This window comes from Protofrankia sp. Cas3 (assembly GCF_963555955.1).
GTDB lineage: Bacteria > Actinomycetota > Actinomycetes > Frankiales > Frankiaceae > Protofrankia.
Genome location: NZ_CAUVXP010000260.1, coordinates 1 through 4865 on the forward strand (window position 1 = coordinate 1; position 4865 = coordinate 4865).

At 59.8% G+C, this 4865-nt stretch carries 3 protein-coding genes; 2 read left to right on the plus strand and 1 reads right to left on the minus strand.

The features are described 5' to 3' along the window. A partial coding sequence (locus U9983_RS26645; RefSeq protein WP_322756648.1) for an AAA family ATPase occupies positions 1-2285 on the minus strand: 2285 nt, incomplete at its 3' end. A gap of 349 nt (positions 2286-2634) precedes the next feature. Here U9983_RS26645 and U9983_RS26650 point away from each other — a divergent pair. Then, positions 2635-2931, plus strand: a complete 297-nt coding sequence (locus U9983_RS26650) for a hypothetical protein (RefSeq protein ID WP_322756649.1) — start codon at positions 2635-2637, stop codon at positions 2929-2931. A gap of 323 nt (positions 2932-3254) precedes the next feature. Beyond that, positions 3255-4142 carry a hypothetical protein gene (locus U9983_RS26655; RefSeq protein ID WP_322756650.1) on the plus strand — a complete coding sequence of 296 codons (888 nt, stop codon included), beginning with the start codon at positions 3255-3257 and terminating at the stop codon, positions 4140-4142. The last annotated feature ends 723 nt before the right edge of the window (positions 4143-4865 follow it).

Genomic DNA, 4865 nt, shown 5'->3' on the forward strand with positions numbered 1-4865 from the left:
AGGGGTTCACCACCACCGTGGTACGCGGAAAGGGCTAAGCCATGCCCTTCGGCGAACAACCGCCCGCCCGCCCAGCCTCCCACCGTCTCCGCAACCTCGGCTAGGCGCCGGTACACGCTGGGGAAGTCGCCCCGCCACGCCAGCTGACATGCCGAGATCGCGCGAAGTAACGTCGCGCCGGAGCCACCCAAGGTATCGGCGTCGCTCCACAACCGTTCGGCCGCGGTCGAGTCGTTCAGCATGCCGAATTCGATCATTGCCCGCGCCGCGGACCGGCGTGTCCGCTGCTCGTCGGTCTCGAGCACGGATTCGGCGGAGTTCAGGAGCTCGATCGCCTGTTCCGGTTCGCCTGTGAAACCAAGGATCGAAGCGCGTAGCTCAATGGCATCAAAGCCGCCGCCGGCGGCCATCGCGGCCTTTGCGAGATCCCCAGCCAGCGACAGGTCGAAACGGGCGTACGCGGTGCGCCCCGCACGGACCAGCAGGTGCGGGTCGCGAGCGGTACCGGAGGTCATCCGCCACACCGCCACGCGCAGCTCGTCGTCTCGCCGCCGCATGGCGGTCCGCTCGACGTAGCCGGCGAGATCGCAGAGGTGGTGCGCGGCATGCGGCATGCCGCGCACCACCTCGCCGAACAGTGGGTGGCCGAGCCGCACGTCGGAACGCGGGGTGCCGCGGTCTAACCGGATGAGCTTCTGGTCTGCGGCCAACCTGACGGCATGCTGTCCGGCCAGCGCGACAAGCATCCCGTGGTCAAGCGGTTCGGCGAGCGCGACAATCTCCACCACGGTGCGCAGCTCCTCGGGTAGAGATCTTACCTCGTTTTCGATCATGTGGAAGACATCGACGTGCCGCCGTGTCGTGTTGCCCGACCAGCGCCAGAGACCAGCGACCTGGCTGAGCTCTCCGGCTTGCCGCAAATCGTCGACAAGTTTCCGCAGCATCAGCACGTTGCCTTTGGTCCACTGCCACAGCTGTTTCTTCGTTTTCCGCTCGACAGGGCCGGCGAGCGCACGTTCCAACAGGTGGTCAGTCTGCGCCTGCTCCAGTGGCAGGACCGGGATCCGTGTGACGAGGTCCCTCTTCCAGAGTTCCGCGACGCTGCCGGAAACGCTTCCCGGGGTCCGCTGCGTTGCGAGGATAAGCGCGTGACCGACGAGGGCTGCGCGCAGGAGCAGGTCGGCGCTCCTCGGGTCGAGTAGCTGGACGTCATCGATCGCCAACACGATGTGGTGGACGTCGGGTGGCCGCTCGACGAGGTTATTGAGGGTGCGTTTGAGTACCGACGCATCGAGGACGTCGTGCGAGGCGTCGGGGGGAAGCCATTCGGAGAGCGCGCCCAGCGGAATAGTGGAGGCGGCTTCGGTCGCGAACACCTCTCTGACGGCGTACTGTTCGGGATCCAGGTGGCCGACGATCTCCTGCAGGAACCGGCTCTTGCCAGTGCCCGCTGGGCCTTCGAGGAGGGCTCCCCGGCTCTCGGAGAGGGACTCCGTGACCAGATCCAACTCGATGGAACGGCCGATGAAGGGCCAGCGGGACACCACGCGTGGACACCGTTTTCTGCCGTTGTTGACCCGGTTGCCTTCAATTGCGGTTTCGAATGCGTCACAGGAGCTGGCCGCGAGGTGAGTATCGTCCTTCTCGCAGAGACCGCCCGGGACATTCGCCATCCCCGACTCGGACTGCCCGGAGGCGAGTCGCGGGCTCTTTCGCCGGTCCGAAGTCCTGCTGCCATTGATGGCTGCGAACTTTGCCCGGAACGCTTCGTCGTCAGGCCAGGTCTGCTGTGCTGCACGCGCGACATCCAGCGCCTTCCCGAGTTCACCGACCTGTCGGCAGGCGTCGACGAGATCGAGAGTCGCCTGCCGGCGCAACTTGCCTAACCTATGGATCTCCGCCCTGGCGAAGGCGTGGTCGGCGGCATCGAAGAGGGCATCACCTGACCAGAGCTGTAGCGCCTCATGCAGGATCACGACGCGGATGTCCGAATCGCTGGCGTCTGCTGCGGCAACCCGGTCGACGAAGTCATGCATGTCGACGCAGTTGCGCCCGATGCTCAAGCGGTACGCGGTGTGTGTGCCACGGAACGTCTCGAGCATGTCGGATTCCCTGCCGCGCTGAGTGGGCTCCAGCTTTTTGCGCAGCTCAAGAATCATCTTCTGCACGACGCTCCGCTCGTACTTACCAGGAACGGCAGGACCCTTGCCGCCCTGCCAGACATCGCGGTACAGGTCGCCGACCTTGACCAGCTCGCCGTTGGCGATGAGGAGCCTGAGTAGCACAAGCGTCGCGTTGGGTGTTAGCGGGGTGGGTTGACTGCTTACTGTCAGCACACACCATCCGAGCGCCCTGACCTGAACGTCCCCCATCGCCACCCCAGCCAGCAGCAAGATCCGGATTTTCCGGGCACTTCAGGATACGACACCGCGCTCCATGGCCGGCACTGTCAGGAAGGAAGGGTATCGGAAGCGTATCGGAGGCGTCGGTGACTTTTCTCCGAAGGGATTCCGGTGTCTCCTTGTCTCAACCGCGCCGCACGGATCGTCGCCCGACTGCGGGAACGAGAATCGTTTACGCGGAGGGTGGCACCACGTTGTGAGACCTCGTTTCGACAATCGGATGGAGAGTTGAATGCCCGTGGACTGGAGTGCGATCATGAAGGCTGCAGGAGAGGTAATCAAGGACGCGAGCGATCAGGTCATCATCCAACATTGGCTTGGTATGGATGACGTCAGCGCGTATCCCAGTATCGTGGATTATGTTGATCGATCGGCGGAGGGTGATGTAGACCGCATGGACGCTTCACTTCTTGCTGCCGCTTCGGTTTCGTTTTTCCCTCAAGAGCGCGAAAGGCTCGTCAAGTTCTACGCCGTGTTCAAGATTGCCGAGATTTTTCGCTTTCAGAAGTTCCGTGGATTTCCGGCTTAGGGGTGAGGCAACCTAAGCGGTGTGGATCCGGATAAGCTGATCAATGAGGTTCGGCATGCCGATCCTGGGCGAATAGGGGCCATCGCGTGAAGCTTTATGAACTAACCAAAGCTCGGAGAGGCGACACCATGCGATGGCCTCGGACCAAGTCCGCTCTACTCGGTCTGGTGAAACTCTTCCGGTCCACTGGCCTGAGAAACCCCTGCTGCCTAGCTGCGAAACTCGAGAGATGTAACAGAGCAAGTCTAAAGAAAGGGCGAAGTAAACACCGCTCCACAATGTCTAGTGGACAATGCGACCCTCAAGAGAAAGGAGCCCTTGTTGTGCGTGCGTTAATTTTATTCCGCAAGGCAATTGTTATGCTAATCGGAGTCGCCTTAACCATTGTCGCTACAGTTACTTTTATAGCTTCTCCAGCAAGTGCTGGATCTGTGCGCCCAAATTCATTCGTCGGTGCATCATTCGACTTGGGTTTCGGACAGACCAACACGACGTTGCATTCGGGCCGGTACACTATGTCAGGTGACGGTCGATATGGATTGATCATGCAGAATGACGGAAATTTAGTCCTTTATGGGCCGGCTCCCTGCGGATTTCTACAGCCTGACAATTGTCCTGGGCCCTACGGCTGGTGGGCGACTAACACCGGCGGGCAACCCGGCAACAGAGCCGTCATGCAAAGTGATGGTAATCTTGTCGTCTATCGTTCTGATAACAGTGCTGCCTGGGCCTCAAACACCAGTGGCAGCGGCGCGAATTTCGTCAATGTACGCAGCACTGGAATGCTCGTTCTCGGTAAGTATGATGGGACTGTAGTCAAGGTTCTTTCCGGCGCGCATCTAGATGCAACAAACCTATCGGGCTATAGTCCTCAGTTGAATGCTGGACGGCAAATACCGACAGCTACTTACATCCAAGCAAACTCGCGTATTTACCATCTGCTGCTGCAAACAGACGGAAATCTTCTATTGTATGGACCAGGTTATCATGTGCTATGGTCCACGCATACGTATGGTACAGGAGTCGATCACCTCGTGATGCAATCCGATGGCAATCTCGTTTTGTATCGCTCCAATAATACTGCGGTGTGGGCATCGAATACACAAGGCGTGCCCGGCGCATACTTCGTCATGCAGGACGATGGGAACGGGGTCATCTACAACCCTTCAGGCCAAGCTATCTGGTCAACCGGGACAAACGGGCAGATCTAACATCATGGCGGAGACGGGGATCACTCTCCCACATCCACTTTGGGTGCGGCCTTTCTTGAGTAATATGATCATGCTGTTAGGTGGCTGATCGGCGCCGTTTAGTTGTTGCTTTCTAGTACTACAGTGACAGCGGTCTTGATCCTCGTGGAGGGCTCTGAGCTGCACGTATGCGGCGTCTGTAGCGGCAGCGGGCGTGGGCTTGGTGATAGCGGCGCCAGTCCCAGCATTGCAGTGTGAACTCGGATGGCGTGACGATCGGGATACCGTCGGGTTTGCGTCGATATCCGACTGCAGTAGAGCCATTTTCTATATCACACGGTGACCGTTCCAGGCACAACGCCACGCCGATCATCCGGAAGGAGACCACTCAGAAGCCACTGTGACTGTAGTACTAACGGGGCTTCGCCCCAGCCCGACTAGTACTACAGCCACAGTGGTAGCCGCGTGGTCTTGATTCGCCGGAAGTGCCCCTGACCTGGGCTGTTGTTGCTTCGTGGGAGCGCCCCGACCCCAGCGTCGATGTTTACGATCTTGGGGCCATCGCCGCGAGATCGGGGATTACGATGCGAGACCTCAAGATCGTCGAAACGACCCGCTCCGCGGATCGTCACAAATCTTCCCATTCCTGCCGATCCGACATCTGATCGATGTTGAGTGCGCAAGGTGCCACGGCGGAGATCTGACATGAAGACCACAAGTAGATCACTGTGACTGTAGTACTAG